This is a genomic window from Streptomyces sp. NPDC057099 (genome assembly GCF_042671245.1).
Lineage (GTDB): Bacteria > Actinomycetota > Actinomycetes > Streptomycetales > Streptomycetaceae > Streptomyces > Streptomyces purpurascens.
The window spans coordinates 35,224-50,952 of the sequence record NZ_JBHUTX010000020.1; the positions used below are offsets into that span (position 1 = coordinate 35,224).

Below are 15,729 nucleotides of genomic sequence, written 5' to 3' on the forward strand. Positions count from 1 at the left end.
GGGAGAAGAGCTCGTGAGCGTCGAACCGCCGTCGTCCGGTCGCCCCACAGGACCTCCCTCGGGCCCGCTGTCGGGCCCCTCCCAGCCGCCCTCGGGAGGCGGCGGCCCGCCCTCCGAACCTCCGAGCGGGGGTGGTGAGCCGCCGGAGCCCCGCCGCCCGTGGTGGGGCTCCGTACCCCGTGTCGCGCTGATCGCGGGCGCGATCGTGGCCGCCGTGGTCCTGGTCGTGGTGTTCACCCGCCCCGACGGTGGAAGCGGCGGGTCCGACGGCGGTACCGGCACCTCGGACGGCGATGTGCTGCTGCAGCCCGCGGCCGACACCGGCCCGGACCCGTTCACCGACTCGACGGCCAAGGAGAGTTCCGCCCCGTCGGTCACGCCGACGCCCGCCGGATCGGCGTCGCAGAACGCCGTCCGGGCCGTGCGAGGCGGAGCACCCGGCCTGTACGGCGGCACCCGCAACGTCGCCAGCTGCGACGTGGAGAAGCAGATCACGTACCTCAAGCAGGCTCCGGACAAGCAGCGCGCGTTCGCCTCGGTCCAGCGCATCGACCCGTCCGAGGTCCCCGCCTACCTGCGCTCGCTCACCCCCGTGCAGCTGCGCATGGACACCTGGGTCACCAATCACGGCTACAAGAACGGCCGCGCCACGCAGTACCAGGCCGTCCTCCAGGCCGGCACGGCCGTGCTCGTCGACGACCGCGGCGTGCCCCGGGTGCGCTGCGCGTGCGGCAACCCGCTGAGCCCGCCGGCCCCCCAGCAGAAGAAGACGACCGGAGACAAGTGGGCGGGGTACAAGGCGTCGGACGTCGTCGAGGTCAGGCCCGCTCAGGAGCCGATCGACGTCTTCGTCATGTGCGAGCCCGACGGCGAGTGGTTCAAGCGCGACAAGGGCGACACGGGCGAGAACGACCGCAAGACCGCTCCACCGGACGAGCCCACCACGTCGGCGACCGTCACCACGCCGACCGACTCGCCCTCGTCCCAGCCGACCACGAGTGAACCGGCGGCCACGGAGACGTCCTCGGAACCGTCGACAGGCGATTCGCCGCCCGCGGACGACTCGACGCCCCCGCCCGGGAACGACACCGGGGGTGACACCGGTGGCGACACCGGGAACGACACCGGGGGTGACACGACGGGCCGGCCCCCGGCTTCCTGACTCACCCGGCGCGGACCACCAGGGCGTAGTCCCCGAGCCCGAGCAGCCGATGGGCCGGCACATCGCCGTGGGCGGTGACGACCGCCTCGACGCGGCCGGTGTCCGGTTCGAACGCGACGTCCTGGACCGTGCCGAGCCAGTCGCCCGTCTCGGTGAGGATCCTGAGTCCCGGCAGCTCGTGGTGCGGCGGCACCTCGGCCGGGGCGGTCGCGGAACGGACGAGCACCGCGTCCGGGCCGAGGGCGTGCAGGGCGCCCCAGGCCAGCACGGTCTCCTTGCGGGAGTGCCGGCCCCGCACCCGGACATGGGTGACCACACCGGCCGCGGCGTCGACCGTCAGCGACTTCACGACGCCGAGCTCGTCCGCCTCGGTCAGGGTCAGCACCGGCAGGCCCCGCGCCTGCGAGAACAGCATCATGTCGGCGTCCCCTCGTGCCCCTGCCGGAAGGCGCCCACCCGGGCGACGAAGGCCGGCAGGTCGTCGGCGACGTAGCGGGTGGCGTCCGCCGGGATGACCAGGGCGCGGCCGGAGACCGCGAGTGTCTCGCCGCGCGGTACGTACACGCGGTGCCGGCGTCGCCGGGAGCCCTTCACCAACGCCTTGACCGCGGCGATCCGGAATCCCACGACCCGGCCGCTGGTACCGCCCTCGACGACCACGTCGAGCACCGTGCCGACCTCGGCGCCCTCGTCCGTCAGCACCTTGGCGTGCAGTACCCGGCCCTGCTGTGCCTCACGGCGTGCCACCACGACGGGCGTGTCCGCCAGGGCGCCGGCATCGACGATCATGACCGCGTGCGGGCCCAGCGCGTGCACCGCCGGCCAGGGCAGGCTCTGCTTCAGCGGACCCGACAGCAGACCCCGGCCGCTGAGCGTGAACCCGGTGATACGACCGGCCGCGGCGTCGAAGACGGTGTCCTTGATCTGCGCGACGGCGTCGCCGCCCAGGGTGACCACCGGCAGAGTGGTCAGGCTCCGTGCCGCCATCAGCTGGTTCATCGCACGCCCTTCCCGCCGGGCCGGCGTCGGACCGCGATGACCGTGCCCGACCGCCGGCCGGCCTGCACGGCGAGCGTCATCACAGCGACGCCGGTCAGCGCCGCGACCACCACGACCAGCCATGCCCACCAGGCCACCGCACACCTCCGGCGATCCGGCCCGGCCGCCCTCGGCCGGTCCTTTTTCCCTCCGAGTGCCCCGCGCACGGGGGACAATGCCCACGGCAGGGGACGAGCGAAAACGTGTCAGGACTGCGAAGCCCGGCTCGGGGTACGAGCACTGGTGCAGAGCGTCCGGCCAGTCCGGCTTCTTCCCAGAAAGAAACGAATGATCGACCACCTGGACGGGGCAGTGATACCGACTGGTTTCGACGTGCCCGTGGAACCGCTGAGGCGGGCGGCACACTACACAGGCGAGCAGGGATGCATCGCCGAGGCGCGGTCCTTCGCCGCGCTCTTCCTCGACCAGCTCAGGACCGAGTGGTGCGCGAGCATCGACGACCGGGCCGACGGCGCGGTGCAACTCGTGGTCAGTGAGCTGGTCACCAACGCCGACCGGCACAGCAACGGGCCGTACATCCTGGAGCTGGTGGGCACGGACACCGTCGTGACAGTCTCGGTCTACGACAGCAGCTCCGCCATGCCCCGCATCTTCCCGCGCAACCCGGAGCGCGTCGGCCGGCACGGCCTGGAGATCGTCCACGCGCTCGCGGAGCAGGTCAGCGTGGAGCGGGTGCCGGTGGGCAAGCGGGTGCGCGCCGTGCTGCCGCTCGCGGGTGCGACCGGTAGCTGAGCCGTCCGGCGGAGGTTTCCCTCCTGGTGTGGGTGTTCAATCGAGGGCGCTCGCGCGCCCCATATATCCGGACACAGTCGCGGGTGCCGCCCCACTCCCGCATGGGGGACAGCACCCGCTGGTCGCCGTAGGTCCGGCCGGCCCGCCGTCTGCGTCAGGCGCAGCCGAGTTCGCCCAGCATGCCCTCGCGCAGCCGGGTGATGATCCGCTTGATCAGGCGCGAGACGTGCATCTGCGAGCAGCCCAGCTCCTCGCCGATCTCCGCCTGGGTGGCCTCCTCCACGAACCGCATGTGGATGATCTGCCGGTCGCGCTCGCTGAGCTCCGCCATGAGCGGGGCGAGCGAGTGGAAGTCCTCGACGAGCCGCAGCCCGTTCTCCTCGACGCCGATGAAGTCGGCCAGGACCGCCTCGCCGCCCTCCGGACCGTCGCCGGTGAGCGCGGCGTCCAGCGACGACGAGTTGTACCCGTTCGCGGCGATCTGCCCCTCGACGACCTCGTTCTCGGAGATGTTCATCAGCGTGGCCAGCTCGGCGACGGTCGGCTCGCGGTCCAGCCGGCTCGCGAGTTCCTCACGGGCCTTGGCCAGCTCCACGCGCAGCTCCTGCAGCCGCCGCGGCACATGCACCGCCCACGTCGTGTCCCGGAAGAACCGCTTGATCTCACCGACGATGTACGGCAGCGCGAAGGAGGTGAACTCGACCTCGCGCGACAGCTCGAACCGGTCGATGGCCTTGATCAGGCCGATCATGCCGGTCTGGACGATGTCCTCCATGTCGTCGCCGCGGCCCCGGAACCGGCCGGCCGCGAACCGCACGAGCGACATGTTCATCTCGATCAGCGTGTTGCGCGCGTACTGGTACTCGTGCGTGCCCTCCTCGAGTACCGTCAGGCGCTGGAAGAACTGGCGGGACAGCGCCCTGGCGTCCCGCGGGGCCACGGACCGCGGGTCCACGACCGGCAGTGCTCCGCCACTCGTTCCGGCCTCGGCGTTCTCCCCGGCGACTTCTGCCTTTGACCGGATCACGGCGGTCTCCATTGCCTCTCCCCACGAAGTCACGGCTACATCTGCCTAGGTCCTTCCGGGTTGCGGGTACCCGGGAAGGCGCAACACATGCCCCCGAATGCCGTACGGCGGAAAATCGGTGGAGCGTGGCATTCCGGTCTGCCCATGCTCACCCATACGGCCGACCGTGGGCAAGAGGCGGGGTGCGGCCCGAGCGCCGGAGCCGGAGCGTCTCGGCCCCAACGCCGTAACCGGGCCTTCGCGTTCCGCTGATTCCACCCAGGGCGGAACGCCGGGCCCTTCCTCCTGCGGCCGGCGCTCCTAGGCTGGAGCAGTGAGCAACCACGTGCCGAACGAAGTCCGCGTCATCCCGCTGCGCCCGCAAGGTGCGAGCCCCCCGGCCCCCGCCGTGCGGGAGCCGCTCTGGCGCGACCTGGTCGGCGACGTCCTGCGCCGTGAACGCCTCGCGCAGGAGCGCACCTTGAAGGACGTCGCCGACCAGGCACGGATCTCCATGCCGTATCTCTCCGAGGTCGAGCGCGGCCGCAAGGAGGCCTCCTCGGAGGTCCTCGCGGGCGCGGCCCGCGCCCTCGGACTGAGCCTCGGCGACCTGCTGTCGAGGACGCAGGGCGAACTGACCCGCGTCACCTCGCGGTACACCGGTGGCGGCAGCCGCCGGGCAGTGGCGTCACCGTCCTCGCACGACGGAATGTGCCTGGTCGCCTGACTCGGTCTGCCTGACGGCCGGCGCCTCAGACCTGTACGAGGCGCCGGCTGAGCACCTCGTCGGCCAGCCCGTAGTCCACCGCCTCCTGCGCGGTGAACACCTTGTCGCGGTCCATGTCGGCCCGCAGCGTCGCCACCTCGTGGTGGGTGTGCCGCGCCAGCACCTCCTCCACCTGGGAGCGGATCCTCACCATCTCCCGGGCCTGGAGTGCCAGGTCGGAGACCATGCCCCGCTGCCCTCCGGTCGCCGGCTGGCCGAGCAGCACGCGGGCGTGCTCCAGCACGAACCGCCGTCCGGGGTCCCCGCCCGCCAGCAGCACGGCCGCCGTGGAGGCCGCCTGCCCGACACAGAACGTCGAGATCGGCGCCCGTACGTACGACATCGTGTCGTAGATGGCCATGAGCGAAGTGAACGATCCCCCGGGTGAGTTGAGGTAGATCGCGATCTCGCTCTCCGGGGACGAGGACTCCAGATGGAGCAGCTGGGCGATGACGACGTTGGCGACACCGTCGTCGATCTCCGTGCCGAGGAAGATGATCCGCTCGGACAGCAGCCGGCTGAACACGTCGTAGGACCGTTCGCCCTGCGGGGTGCGCTCGACGACGTTCGGAATCGTGTAGGTACCCATCACTGCAGCCCCATCCTGCGTCGGCCGGCCGTCGGGCGGACGTCCGCGAGGGACTCCACGACCCGGTCGACCATGCCGTACTCCTTGGCCTCCTCGGCCGTGAACCAGCGGTCCCGGTCGCCGTCCCGGGAGATCGTCTCCTCGCTCTGGCCGGTGTGCTCGGCGGTGATCCGCTCGATGGTCCGCTTGGTGTGCTCCAGGTTCTCCGCCTGGATCTCGATGTCGGCGGTGGTCCCGCCGATGCCGGCCGACGGCTGGTGCATCATGATCCGCGCGTTGGGCAGGGCGTAGCGCTTGCCGGTCGCGCCGACGCTGAGCAGGAACTGGCCCATGCTCGCGGCGAAGCCCATGGCCAGGGTGGAGACGTCGTTCGGGATGAGCCGCATCGTGTCGTAGATGGCGAGGCCCGCGTGCACCGCCCCGCCGGGGCTGTTGATGTACAGGCTGATGTCGGTGCGCGGGTCCTCGGCGGACAGGATCAGCAGCTGGGCGCAGACCCGGTTCGCGGAGACCTCGTCGACCTGGGTGCCCAGCAGCACGATGCGCTGCGCGAGCAACTGGGCGGCCAGCTGGTCGTCGAACCGGCTCGGAGGGGTGTCGCCCTCCTCAGCCCGTGGGGCGAGTGTCGTGAGTGGAGTCATCTGTTCTCCTCGTCGTGGCGGAAGTTCCGCGGAAGTGCCGTCGACTTCACTCTTGACCTCGGACGACGCCGTTGTGCGGATTCTCTGCCCGCGGCAGATTCGCTACGGGCAGAGCGGGCGTCAGCCCTTCTCGCGCAGCTGCCGGAAGAACGCCCGCACGTCGTCCACCAACAGGCCCGGTTCCTCCATCGCGGCGAAGTGCCCGCCCCGGTCGAACTCCGTCCAGCGGACGATGTTCTCCGTCCGTTCCGCCTTGTGGCGCAGCGGGATCTGCGGGTCGCCGAAGAAGGACGCCACCGCGGTCGGGGCGGTGGAGGGCTCGTGCGGGGCGGCGATCCGCTCGCCCCGGGCGTGGGCCCGCTCGTAGTAGACCCGGGCGGACGAACCCGCCGTGCCCGTCAGCCAGTACAGCATCACGTTCGTGAGCATCAGGTCCCGGTCGACGGCCTCCTCGGGCAGCTCCTCGGAGTCCGTCCACTCCCGGAACTTCTCCACGATCCAGGCGAGTTGGCCCACCGGCGAGTCCGTGAGCGCGTACGACAGGGTCTGCGGCCGGGTGGACTGCACATGGAAGTAGCCGGTCCCGTCGCGGGACCACTTCTCCCACCGGCGCCAGGAGGTCAGCGTGCGCTCCCGCTCCTCGGGACTCAGCGCGTCCAGCTCCTCGGCGGTCGGCTCGGTGGTGGCCTGTCCGCCGGGCAGCAGATTGAGGTGGATGCCGGTGACCCGGCCGGGGTGGACGCGGCCCAGTTCGCGGGAGATGCCCGCGCCCCAGTCACCGCCCTGGGCGCCGAACCTGTCGTAGCCGAGGCGCGTCATCAGCTCGGCCCACGCGTCGGCGATCCGGCGCGCCTCCCAGCCGGTCTCCCGGGTGGGCCCGGAGAACCCGAAGCCGGGGATGCTCGGCAGCACGACGTGGAAGGCGTCGGCGGGGTCGCCGCCGTGCGCGGCCGGGTCCGTCAACGGCCCGACGATGTCGAGGAACTCGACGATCGACCCCGGCCATCCGTGGGTGACGATCAGCGGGGTGGCGTCGGGTTCGGGGGAGCGGATGTGCGCGAAGTGCACCCGCGCGCCGTCGATCTCGGTCGTGAACTGCGGCCACGTGTTCAGCCGCGCCTCCGCCGCCCGCCAGTCGTACGTGTGCCGCCAGTACCGCACCAGCTCGCGCAGATAGCCCGACGGAACACCGTAGGCCCATCCCACCCCGGGCAGCTCGTCGGGCCACCGGGTCCGGTCGAGACGGTCGTGGAGGTCGTCGAGGTCGCTCTGTGGGATGTCGATGCGGAACGGATGGAAACTGCTGCCGCTCTCGGCGGGCGAAGACGTCATGAGCCGGGATGCTAGTTCCGAACGGTGTAACGGCCACCTGAATTTGCCGGCCGGACGACCGATGAGTTCCGGGGCGAGCGCCGGTCGACAGTGGTGACAGCGTTCCACGCGCCCAGGAGGTACCCATGGCCACCGACGGTTTCACCACGTGTCTCTGGTACGACGACCAGGCCGAGGAGGCCGCCCACCACTACGTCTCGATCTTCAAGAACTCCAGCATCGGCGAGGTCGCCCGCTACCCCGAGGGAACGCCCCACCGGGCGGGCACCGTCATGACCGTCGAGTTCACGGCCAACGGCCACAAGTTCCTCGCGCTCAACGGCGGCCCTCAGTTCAAGTTCACCGAGGCGGTCTCCTTCATGATCTTCTGCGCTGATCAGGAGGAGATCGACTACTACTGGACCAGGTTCACCGAGAACGGCGGCGAGCCCGGACCGTGCGGCTGGCTCAAGGACAAGTACGGAGTGTCCTGGCAGGTCGTCCCCGACCGGCTCCAGGACATGATCACCGACCCGGACTCGGCGAAGGTGGCCCGAGTGACCGAGGCGTTCATGGCGATGACCAAGTTCGACATCGCGACCCTGGACAAGGCCTACGCGGGCGAATGAGACGCCCCCTGGCGAGGGGCGGGACCATGCCTGCCCCTACGCCGTCTCGGCCAGGATCTCCCGGATCACAAGGCGGGAGTTCTCCGCGACCGGCGGGTTCGTGTCCCAGTAGTACGGCAGGGCGATGACCGCGATCGACAGCGCCCAGCCCTGGCCCCGTGCCCACTCGGCCTCGTCGGCGCCCACGGCCTTGCGGAAGGTATCGCGCGCATCGGCCGGCAGTACACACCAGGCGCTGATGAGGTCGACGGCGGGGTCCCCCACCCCCACCGTGCCGAAGTCGATCACGGCGCTCAGCCGTCCGGCCGTGACCAGGAGGTTCCCGGCCATCAGATCGCCGTGCGCCCAGACCGGCGGCCCGGCGTACTCGGGGGCGCGCAGGGCCTCCTCCCACGCCTCCGTCGCGGCTGCGGTGTCGATCCGCCCCGAGAGCTGGGCGAGCGCCTCGCGCAGGAAGGGGTCCCGGGCCGCCAGCGGCACTCCCCGGTATCCGGTCGGGCCCTCTGCCGGGTCGATCCGGCGCAGGGCCGCGACGTACGCGCCCAGGTCCTCGGCGAGCAGACGCGGCTCGTCGAGCGCGCCGGGCACCGGGTTGCGGCCGTCCAGCCAGCCGTACACCGACCAGGGCCACGGGAAGCCCTCGCCGGGCTCGCCCCGCCCGAGGGGTTCGGGGGAGGCGACGGGCAGGCCCGGGCTCAGCCGGGGCAGCCAGCGCAGTTCGTGGGTGATGGCCTCGACGGCGCGGGGATGCCGGGGGAGCCGCACGACCTTGTCCGCGCCGAGGCGGAACATGGCGTTCTCGCTCCCGGAGGACTCCACGCGCCGCAGGGGCAGCCCCGCCCACTGCGGGAACTGTCCCGCGATCAGCCGGCCGACGAGCGGGACGTCGACCTCTCGATCGTCCTCATGCATTCGCACAGCGCACATGACGCCCATTCGAACGGTCAATTCCCCGACTGTCGAACGGTTTTGGTGATCTCCCGGGCGATGCGCAGGATGCCGGGGGAGCGCACCGGGCAGGGCTTCGGCGTGGACGTCGTGGGAGCCAGGCAGAAGTGCAGATAGTCGTCGTCGCGGTGCAGGGCCGTCCGGTCGCGGCCGGGCTGGGTGCAGTAGTCGGGGTGGGCACGCTCGTAGGCCGTGCAGGGCAGGTGCTGGGTCCATGTGTAGCGGTCCGAGCCGGGGCTCACCGTCCCCCCGGCGTCGGCGACGATGCCGTCCGAGTCGGCGGCCAACCGCTGGTACAGACCGTTGACGCGCCGCACCCGGTCGGGCGTGATCGGGTCCGGCCCCTGGAGCACCCACACGATCCGCGGCCGGTGCGTCCCTCCGGCCGTCGCGATCTGCTCGACGAGCCTGCGCGCGTCGGCCTCGTACCGCTGGAAGTACCGCTCCCGTGAACCGTCGTACGTGATCTTGTCCATGCACCAGGTGAAGTCCCAGGCGTTGCCCCAGAACTGCAGCACCACGAAGTCCGGCCGCAGCGACCGCACCAGGGCCGCCGCCTTGTCCCGCGCCGGTACGAGCGACCGCTCCGCGGTGCCCTCCAGGTAGTCGCACAGGGTGGTGCCCGAGTAGGGGGCGCTCGTGTACTTCGCGCGCAGGTCCCGGCGCAGCTCCTGGCCGAGAACCTTCTGGTTCTCCATGGCGAGCGAATCGCCGAGATACAGCACGCGGGGTGCCTTGGCCGGGGCACGGGGGGCAGGTGAGGCCGGGGCCCTCTGGTGCGTGGTCGTGGACACCTCCGGCGCTGACGGCGGGGACGTGTCAGGTCCGGACGACGGATCCCCGCACGCCCCGAGCAGCAGCCCGGCCAGCAGGACACCCACGATCCACGGTCCGCGCATTCCGCAACTCCCGCCCCGGCCGGTGAAACGGCTCCCCAGGCAAGCACAGCCGGGCCCGGGGCGGAAGACACGCGTCGGCCACGAGGCGCCCGTGGCCGACGACTTGACGCTCGATCAGACGCGGTCGGCGACGATCATCAGGTACTGGAAACTGCCGTTCTTGTACGCGGTCAGGAACGTGTCCTCGATGCCCGTGACGAGATGGTCGGCCTGCTTGCGCAGCTCCCAGTAGGGGAGGGCCGTGTCGGTGAGGTCCTGCACATGGACGGGGACCAGCCGGTTGCGGGCCATCGCCCGGAAGTACTCCGACCGCGGATGGATGTCGCAGATGTAGTGGGCGTTGATCAGGGAGACCTCACGGGAGGCCCGCCCGTAGGTGTCGTTGTAGCAGCCGGTGATCACCACGTAGCGCCCGCCGCGGCGCAGCAGCCGGGCGTGCTCGGCGAACAGCAGGTCCAGCTCCACGTACATCGTCGACTCGTTGTTCCACGACGCGGCGAACGCGCCCGAGGGGAAGCCCGTGTCGAGCATGTTCCGGCAGTGGTAGCGGACCTTGCCGTCGATGCCGCGCTGCCGGGCCTGCTCGTTCGCGAAGTCCGCCTGCTTGGCCGAGAGGGTCACGCCGTCGGCGCGGCAGCCGTACCGCAGGTTCGCCACGACGCTGCCGCCGCCGCGTCCGCAGCCGGCGTCGAAGACGCGGTCGGCGGGCGTCAGGAGGCCGAGGTGAGCGGCTAGCAGTTCCGCCTGGGCGTGCTCCAGGCGGTGCAGTTCCGAGGTGACACGCTCGCGACGCAACGCCGGGTCGGGCTCGTCGAGCACGGACCAGTCGGCCTCTCCGACGCCGTAGTGATGGTGGTACAGGTCGTCGATCTTCCCCAGTTCGAGGTTGACCGGGTTCTCCTCCGCGTTCCAGTAGTCGGCCACGCGGGTCTGGTACGTCGAGTCGGCGGCGGGCGAGGGCTGCAGTGCTGCGGTCGCGGCGTCGGCGGTGGTGGTCAAGGACGGCTCCTCGTGCTTCTGGCGTGACGTCAAGGGACTGTGCTCTACCAGTAGTCGGGCAGGTGGTAGCGGTGGGTGTTGGTGGCGTGCCACTCGTGGTTGCCGGACACCCAGGCGGCGAGGCTCCGGGCGTAGCGCTCGACGAGCGGCGAGCCGGCGGACAGGACCGCGGACTCCTCCTCGAAGGCGTCCATGATCTGGTTGTGGATCTCGACGGCCTTCAGATAGGCGGCCTTGAGTCCGCACTGTTCGTCGGCGGCGATGACCAGCGGCAGGTTGAAGTGGTCCGGTTCGGCCGCGAGCTCCTTCGTGAAGGAGTACAGGTCGTTGACGATCGTCGTGGCGTTGCACGCGAGCGCCGTGATCCGCTGGATCTCCGGTCGGGCGTAGAGCGCCTCGGGCAGTTCGTAGCCGTCCACGGCGTCGACGATCGACAGACACGGGCGGAAGTTGTTGAACTGCCGCATCACCAGGTACTCCCAGACGCGCGGCACGTACCGCGTCTCCGCCCAGGCGGCCTCGGCGACGTACCCGAGGTGCAGCCGGGCGATGTCGTGCACGAACCGGTCGGCCTGGCTGGGCGTGGCGAACCCGGCGTAGTCCCGCAGCGCGCGGTGGTACGAGCGCAGTGGGCCGTCGGCCGTCAGCCCCTGGCGCCACTCCTTCTCCGCCTCGGGTGGCCCGTGGAAGGGGTCGAGTGCCGACTGGGCGATGATCAGCCGCCCGCCGAGGCCGCGGGTGGATCCGCCCCGGTCCTCGTCCTCCGAGCAGTAGCAGCTGTCGACGAGGTTCTCGGCCAGCAGCAGTTCGCCTGCGACGGCGAGGCGGTCCAGATCGGCGGCCCCCGGATGCTGGAGCACCACGGCCCGGCCGAACTGGAACCCCGCGAAGTCCCCCGTCCACGCCGGCGGAAACAGCTCGAGCCGGTGCGCCCAGGCCTCCAGCCTCCGGTCGATCTCCACGACCTTCTCGGGATCGGCGGGCACGGCAGGCCGATACCGAAGCCCGGGCACGGGCCCGCCGGGCCTCGCCCGTCCGGTACGGGCGAGGCTCGGGGGGCCGGGTGGGGTGTGCCGGGGGGTGGGGGTGGGTTGGGTTGTTGAGCTTGGGGGTGCTGGGATCGTGGAGGCCGGGGGCCTGGTGATCGCTGAGCCCGGAGGGCTTGAGGCCGAGAAGTTGAGGGTTGGTGGGGCGGGAGGGCGGAAGGCCGGGCGGGGCGCGGTGGCCGGTGAGGTCGCGGAGCCGGGGGGTTGGGGGACCGGGGATTCGGCGATCGGTGGGATCGGGAGGCCGGTTCTCGAGGTCGGAGGATCGAGGGCTGGCCGGGTCTCGGAGCCCGAGGGCAGCGGTGGTGCCGGAGGCTTGAGTGCCGGTGGGGCTGAGAAGCCGAGGGGCGTTGGGGCCGAAAGGCCGGCGGCTGGAGGAGGCTCGGAGCCCGAAGGCGGTGGTGCCGGAGACCTGAGCGCCGGTGGGGCTGAGAAGCCGAAGGCCGGTGGGGCGGGAGGCCGGAAGGCCGCCCGGGGTGCGGGGCTCGGCGGGGTCGCGGAGCCCGGGGATAGTGGGGCCGGGGATTCGGCAGTCGGTGGGGTCGGGGACTCCGGGGCTGGTGGCCCGGGTTGGGGCGTGGAGGCCGAGGGCGGGGGCCCGGGAGCCTGCGGGACCGGGGAGCCGAGGGGTGGCAGGGCCGGTGGGCCCGGGGATTCGGTAGTCGGTGGGATCGGCAAACCCAGGGGTGGTGGGGTCGGGGACCCGGGGGCCGGTGGTCCGGGTTGGGGCGTGAAGCCCGAGGGCGGTGGCGCCGGGGACCCGTGAGCCTGTGGGACCGGGGGGCCGAGGGGGGGTAGGACCGATGGGCCCGGGGATTCGGCAGTCGGTGGGATCGGCGAGCCGGGGGCCGGTGGCCCGGGTGGGGGCGTGGAGCCCGAGCGCTGTGGAGCCGGAGTTCCGAGGGCCGGTGAGGCCACAGGGCGGGGCTCGGAGCCGGGGGGCGGGGGCGGGTTCATGGGCGTGTTCGATTCCACCCCGTCAGCCGGCCGTCCGGCCGATCTGGACGTTTTCCAGGATGCCCGCGGCGTCGGGCACCAGGATGGCCATCGAGTAGTACGCGGTGACCAGGTAGCGGATGATCGCGGTCTCGTCGACGCCCATGAACCGTACGTTCAGGCCGGGCTGGTACTCCTCAGGGATACCGGTCTGGAACAGTCCGACGACCCCCTGGTCGGCCTCGCCGGTGCGCAGCGCGATGATGCTGGTGGTGTGGTGGTCGTTGACCGGGATCTTGCCGCACGGGAAGAACGGCACACCGCGCCAGGCGGGCACCTCGTGCCCGTCGACGTTCGCCGTACCGGGCACCAGCCCGCGCTTGTTGCACTGCCGGAAGAACGCCGCGATCGCCTTGGGATGGGCGAGGAACAGCCGCGTCTTGCGCCGCATCGACAGCAGCTCGTCCAGGTCGTCCGGGGTCGGCGGGCCCGAGAACGTGCTGATGCGCTGGCTGTAGTCGATGTTGTGCAGCAGCCCGAACTCGCGGTTGTTGACCAGCTCCCACTCCTGCCGCTCACGGATCTCCTCGATGGTCAGCCGGAGCTGCTGCTCGGTCTGGTCCATCGGGTCGTTGTAGAGGTCGGCGATCCGGGTGTGGACGCGCAGCACGGTCTGCGTGAGCGACAACTCGTACTCGCGTGGGTCGAGTTCGTAATCGACGAAGCCGCCGGACAGCACCGGCTCGCCCACGTGCCCGGCCTGCACCGGCACATCCGCCTCGCCCTTGCGGTTCATCGGCTTGCTCTGCCGCTCCGCGTAGGCCTCCAGATGGGCCGCGAAGGACGGGACGCGGTCCGTGTACTCCCGCAGCGCGTCCCAGGACAGCACCAGCGCGACGCCCGAGGTCTCCGCACGTACGGACGTCAGCCACAGCGGGTCGGCCCGCCCCACCGCCTCGTCACCGAGCCCCTCGCCGTCCGTGACGACGCCGATGACCTCCTCCTCGCCGTACTTGCCGGTCGCGTACCGGGTGAAACGGCCGTGCACGATCAGATAGGCCTCGGTCACGGGCTGGCCGGCCTCGAAGAGCACCTCGCCGGCCCGCACCTCACGGACCTCGAAGCGCGACGCGATCTGCTTCAGCACCTCGGCGTCGGAGTAGCCGCGCAGCACGGGCAGTTCGGTGAGCGTCTGAGGGATGACCCTGATGTCGTCGGCACCGTTCTGCTCGAACTGCACCCGGCCCCGGCCGAGACGCAACGTCAGACGCCGGTTGACCCGGTAGGCACCGCCCCGGACGTCGACCCACGGCAGCATCTTGAGCAGCCAGCGTGAGGTGATGGCCTGCATCTGGGGCACGGACTTGGTGGTGGTGGCGAGCCGGCGCGCCGCCTGCGTGCCGAGACTGGTGAGCTGAGCCTCGGCCGGGCCGTTGCCGGCAGCGGGCTCGGGGGCGGGCTCGTCGGTGGCGGGGCCGGTGGTGCTTTCGGGGGCGGACACATTCCCTCCCTGGGATCGAACGGGGTGTTCGCTGAGTGAGCGGGGCGAGGCCTTTGCTGAGCGGGGGTGGCCCGGGAGGCCCGGGACACGGGTGCGCCCTGCCCCGGCCGAGCCGAGTGGCCGGCCGGGATGGGTGGAGTGGTGGCAGGGACGGTGGGGTGGCCGGCGAAGGCGGCGACTCATGGCGCCCGTGAGCCGGACGCGCCGCGAGGCATAGCCAAACAGCGGCAGAGGTACCCGGATAACCGCGTGAAGGGGGCGGTTTCTCGCGCCGGAGGTGGCAAACCCACGATGGGGGTGGAGGACGAGCCGGCGTGTGCCCCCACGCCGGTCACCGACCCCGCCGCGCCCGGCGCACAGGGCGCACGGACGCCGCGTATCGCCGCGGTCACCACCCGTCCCCCTCCGGCGCACACCCCGTGGTGACCCGCACGCCGACACCACTCACACCCAGTCGTTCACCAGCACCGCCGCCCCGTCGAACCGCCCCGCCTTCAGGTCCCCGAGCGCCTCCACAGCCCGCGACAGCGGGTAGGGATGCGTCGTCGCCCGGACGCCGTGGCGAGCCGCCAGCGTCAGGAACTCGCGGCCGTCCGCACGCGTGTTGGACGCGACGCTGCGCACCTGCTTCTCGTAGAACAGCTCGGTCTCGTAGTGCAGGGGAGGCGTGTCGGTGAGGTGGATGCCGGCGATGGCGAGGACGCCGCCCCGGTCGAGGGCGCGCAGCGCCACCGGGACCAGTTCGCCGGCCGGGGCGAAGAGGATCGCGCTGTCCAGCGGCTCCGGCGGCCTCGCGTACGCGTCCTGCGCGGACGCCGCGCCCAGTTCCAGCGCCAGCCGCCGCGCGGCCGCACCACGCGTCATGACGTGCACGACGGCCCCCTCGGCCAGCGCCACCTGCGCGCACAGATGGGCGCTGCCCCCGAAGCCGTACAGCCCTAGCCTCCCGCCGGGCGGCAGCGCGGCCCGCCGCAGCGCGCGATGGCCGATGATGCCCGCGCACAGCAGCGGCGCCAGCGCCACGTCCGGCACATCGTCCGGCATCCGATAGGCGAACGCGGCCGGTACGGTCGTGTACTCCGCGTAGCCGCCGTCGGCGTACCAGCCCGTGTACTCGGACCGGGGGCAGAGGTTCTCCGCGCCGCGTGCGCAGTACGCGCAGTCGCCGTCCGTGCGGCGCAGCCAGGCCACGCCGACCCGGTCGCCCACCGCGAGGCCGCGCACCGCCGCGCCCGCCCCGGCCACCGTCCCGACGACCTCGTGCCCGGGCGTGACACCCGCCCGGTGCACGGGCAGATCGCCCTCGGCGACATGCAGATCCGTACGGCACACTCCGCAGGCGCGCACCCGCACCAGCAACTCGTCCTCCGCGGGCACCGGCACCGGTTTCCCGACCAGCCGGAGCGACCCCTCCTCGACCGGACCCGGCCGCTCCACCGACCACGCGCGCATCGTCCCGTCCGCCATACCGCTCCCCGTCCTGCCGAGGGCTCCTGCCCAGTCTG

17 protein-coding genes are annotated in these 15,729 nt (G+C 71.7%); 4 read left to right on the forward strand and 13 right to left on the reverse strand.

What is annotated here, in order from left to right; translation table 11 throughout:
- Window positions 1–13: 13 nt before the first annotated feature.
- Window positions 14–1,162, forward strand: coding sequence for a DUF6777 domain-containing protein (locus ACFT4A_RS23955; protein WP_382833221.1), 1,149 nt, complete (start codon window positions 14–16; stop codon window positions 1,160–1,162).
- A gap of 1 nt (window position 1,163) precedes the next feature.
- On the opposite strand, the gene ACFT4A_RS23960 is transcribed toward ACFT4A_RS23955, so the two are convergent.
- From ACFT4A_RS23960 to ACFT4A_RS23970, 3 genes are read right to left on the reverse strand one after another with little or no spacing between them, the layout of a single operon-like run.
- Window positions 1,164–1,580: a PRC-barrel domain-containing protein gene (locus ACFT4A_RS23960; RefSeq protein ID WP_382833222.1), complete on the reverse strand. Its 417-nt coding sequence runs from the start codon at window positions 1,578–1,580 to the stop codon at window positions 1,164–1,166.
- Complete coding sequence (locus ACFT4A_RS23965; RefSeq protein ID WP_382833224.1) at window positions 1,577–2,161, reverse strand: PRC-barrel domain-containing protein; 585 nt, start codon at window positions 2,159–2,161, stop codon at window positions 1,577–1,579. Before ACFT4A_RS23965 ends, ACFT4A_RS23960 begins: the two co-directional genes overlap by 4 nt.
- Window positions 2,158–2,298 (reverse strand): hypothetical protein, encoded by a 141-nt coding sequence (locus tag ACFT4A_RS23970; RefSeq protein WP_382833226.1) that lies wholly within the window; start codon window positions 2,296–2,298, stop codon window positions 2,158–2,160. The genes ACFT4A_RS23965 and ACFT4A_RS23970 overlap by 4 nt, the downstream gene beginning before the upstream one ends.
- A 190-nt stretch (window positions 2,299–2,488) precedes the next feature.
- Between ACFT4A_RS23970 and ACFT4A_RS23975 the strand changes: the two genes are divergently transcribed.
- Entirely contained in the window at window positions 2,489–2,953 is a 465-nt protein-coding gene (locus ACFT4A_RS23975; RefSeq protein ID WP_382833228.1) for an ATP-binding protein, read from the forward strand.
- 154 nt (window positions 2,954–3,107) lie between these two features.
- On the opposite strand, the gene ACFT4A_RS23980 is transcribed toward ACFT4A_RS23975, so the two are convergent.
- Window positions 3,108–3,992 carry an RNA polymerase sigma factor SigF gene (locus ACFT4A_RS23980; protein ID WP_382833229.1) on the reverse strand — a complete coding sequence of 295 codons (885 nt, stop codon included), beginning with the start codon at window positions 3,990–3,992 and terminating at the stop codon, window positions 3,108–3,110.
- Between the two features lie 301 nt (window positions 3,993–4,293).
- Between ACFT4A_RS23980 and ACFT4A_RS23985 the strand changes: the two genes are divergently transcribed.
- Complete coding sequence (locus ACFT4A_RS23985; protein ID WP_382833231.1) at window positions 4,294–4,686, forward strand: helix-turn-helix domain-containing protein; 393 nt, start codon at window positions 4,294–4,296, stop codon at window positions 4,684–4,686.
- A 25-nt stretch (window positions 4,687–4,711) separates the two neighbouring features.
- Here ACFT4A_RS23985 and ACFT4A_RS23990 read toward each other — a convergent pair whose 3' ends face one another.
- The 3 genes from ACFT4A_RS23990 to ACFT4A_RS24000 all read right to left on the reverse strand — a co-directional run bounded on the left by ACFT4A_RS23990 (window position 4,712) and on the right by ACFT4A_RS24000 (window position 7,287).
- The gene (locus ACFT4A_RS23990; RefSeq protein ID WP_382833233.1) at window positions 4,712–5,314 is read right to left on the reverse strand and encodes a ClpP family protease; all 603 of its coding nucleotides are present in this window, start codon (window positions 5,312–5,314) and stop codon (window positions 4,712–4,714) included.
- The gene (locus ACFT4A_RS23995) at window positions 5,314–5,955 is read right to left on the reverse strand and encodes an ATP-dependent Clp protease proteolytic subunit (protein ID WP_382833235.1); all 642 of its coding nucleotides are present in this window, start codon (window positions 5,953–5,955) and stop codon (window positions 5,314–5,316) included. Before ACFT4A_RS23995 ends, ACFT4A_RS23990 begins: the two co-directional genes overlap by 1 nt.
- A gap of 120 nt (window positions 5,956–6,075) precedes the next feature.
- Window positions 6,076–7,287, reverse strand: a complete 1,212-nt coding sequence (locus ACFT4A_RS24000; RefSeq protein WP_382833237.1) for an epoxide hydrolase family protein — start codon at window positions 7,285–7,287, stop codon at window positions 6,076–6,078.
- Window positions 7,288–7,412: 125 nt separating this feature from the next.
- Here ACFT4A_RS24000 and ACFT4A_RS24005 point away from each other — a divergent pair, with 125 nt between their 5' ends.
- Window positions 7,413–7,895, forward strand: coding sequence for a VOC family protein (locus tag ACFT4A_RS24005; RefSeq protein WP_382833239.1), 483 nt, complete (start codon window positions 7,413–7,415; stop codon window positions 7,893–7,895).
- Between the two features lie 36 nt (window positions 7,896–7,931).
- Here the strand turns inward: ACFT4A_RS24005 and ACFT4A_RS24010 are convergent, their stop codons facing one another.
- The 6 genes from ACFT4A_RS24010 to ACFT4A_RS24035 form a co-directional block, all read right to left on the reverse strand.
- Entirely contained in the window at window positions 7,932–8,807 is an 876-nt protein-coding gene (locus ACFT4A_RS24010) for an aminoglycoside phosphotransferase family protein (RefSeq protein ID WP_382833241.1), read from the reverse strand.
- Window positions 8,808–8,839: 32 nt separating this feature from the next.
- Window positions 8,840–9,742 carry an SGNH/GDSL hydrolase family protein gene (locus ACFT4A_RS24015; protein WP_382833243.1) on the reverse strand — a complete coding sequence of 301 codons (903 nt, stop codon included), beginning with the start codon at window positions 9,740–9,742 and terminating at the stop codon, window positions 8,840–8,842.
- A gap of 114 nt (window positions 9,743–9,856) precedes the next feature.
- Window positions 9,857–10,741: a geranyl diphosphate 2-C-methyltransferase gene (locus ACFT4A_RS24020; protein ID WP_382833244.1), complete on the reverse strand. Its 885-nt coding sequence runs from the start codon at window positions 10,739–10,741 to the stop codon at window positions 9,857–9,859.
- Between the two features lie 44 nt (window positions 10,742–10,785).
- The gene (locus ACFT4A_RS24025; RefSeq protein WP_382833348.1) at window positions 10,786–11,862 is read right to left on the reverse strand and encodes a family 2 encapsulin nanocompartment cargo protein terpene cyclase; all 1,077 of its coding nucleotides are present in this window, start codon (window positions 11,860–11,862) and stop codon (window positions 10,786–10,788) included.
- Window positions 11,863–12,766: 904 nt separating this feature from the next.
- Window positions 12,767–14,224: a family 2B encapsulin nanocompartment shell protein gene (locus tag ACFT4A_RS24030; protein ID WP_382833246.1), complete on the reverse strand. Its 1,458-nt coding sequence runs from the start codon at window positions 14,222–14,224 to the stop codon at window positions 12,767–12,769.
- 444 nt (window positions 14,225–14,668) lie between these two features.
- Window positions 14,669–15,676, reverse strand: coding sequence for a zinc-binding alcohol dehydrogenase family protein (locus ACFT4A_RS24035; protein WP_382833350.1), 1,008 nt, complete (start codon window positions 15,674–15,676; stop codon window positions 14,669–14,671).
- Window positions 15,677–15,729: the final 53 nt, after the last annotated feature.

Coding starts and splice junctions, on each gene's coding strand:
- ACFT4A_RS24015 (WP_382833243.1), bottom strand. CDS start 9,742: ATGCGCGGACCGTGGATCGTGGGTGTCCTGCTGGCCGGGCTGCTGCTC.
- ACFT4A_RS23990 (WP_382833233.1), bottom strand. CDS start 5,314: ATGGGTACCTACACGATTCCGAACGTCGTCGAGCGCACCCCGCAGGGC.
- ACFT4A_RS24005 (WP_382833239.1), top strand. CDS start 7,413: ATGGCCACCGACGGTTTCACCACGTGTCTCTGGTACGACGACCAGGCC.
- ACFT4A_RS23965 (WP_382833224.1), bottom strand. CDS start 2,161: ATGAACCAGCTGATGGCGGCACGGAGCCTGACCACTCTGCCGGTGGTC.
- ACFT4A_RS24000 (WP_382833237.1), bottom strand. CDS start 7,287: ATGACGTCTTCGCCCGCCGAGAGCGGCAGCAGTTTCCATCCGTTCCGC.
- ACFT4A_RS23980 (WP_382833229.1), bottom strand. CDS start 3,992: ATGGAGACCGCCGTGATCCGGTCAAAGGCAGAAGTCGCCGGGGAGAAC.
- ACFT4A_RS24010 (WP_382833241.1), bottom strand. CDS start 8,807: ATGCATGAGGACGATCGAGAGGTCGACGTCCCGCTCGTCGGCCGGCTG.
- ACFT4A_RS24035 (WP_382833350.1), bottom strand. CDS start 15,676: ATGCGCGCGTGGTCGGTGGAGCGGCCGGGTCCGGTCGAGGAGGGGTCG.
- ACFT4A_RS23975 (WP_382833228.1), top strand. CDS start 2,489: ATGATCGACCACCTGGACGGGGCAGTGATACCGACTGGTTTCGACGTG.
- ACFT4A_RS23995 (WP_382833235.1), bottom strand. CDS start 5,955: ATGACTCCACTCACGACACTCGCCCCACGGGCTGAGGAGGGCGACACC.
- ACFT4A_RS23960 (WP_382833222.1), bottom strand. CDS start 1,580: ATGATGCTGTTCTCGCAGGCGCGGGGCCTGCCGGTGCTGACCCTGACC.